We start from the raw sequence: 253 nt of genomic DNA, 5'->3' as shown, positions 1-253 counted from the left end.
AGGCCTGCCTTTACTTCGTGTCGTTCAATCTCGATTCAGTGCTTCACATATGCAAAGCACCAGTGATGCCGAGAACGTTGCCGTGACTAACAGTAAGATTCAGGCCGCTGGCGGCAGTTTGATTCAGGTGATTGGTACTGCCAGTATCGTGACCGCAGTAACCGGAGTAATGGAAGGGACTTCTGATGCGGGTGCGATGCTCGCGACAGTGATATTGGTTTTGAAGGCGTTAGGTCCGATCATGGGTATCTAC

Annotated in this window: 1 protein-coding gene; it reads left to right on the top strand. The window is 51.0% G+C overall.

From position 1 onward, the window contains the following. Window positions 1–253, top strand: a 253-nt coding sequence (locus JFU56_RS22615; protein WP_198439456.1) for a hypothetical protein, incomplete at both ends; no start/stop codon positions are given.

The organism is Moritella sp. F3, from assembly GCF_015082335.1.
Classification (GTDB): Bacteria; Pseudomonadota; Gammaproteobacteria; order Enterobacterales; family Moritellaceae; genus Moritella.
The sequence above is the reverse complement of the archived record's forward strand: the minus strand, read 5'-3'. Positions and strand labels throughout refer to the sequence as shown.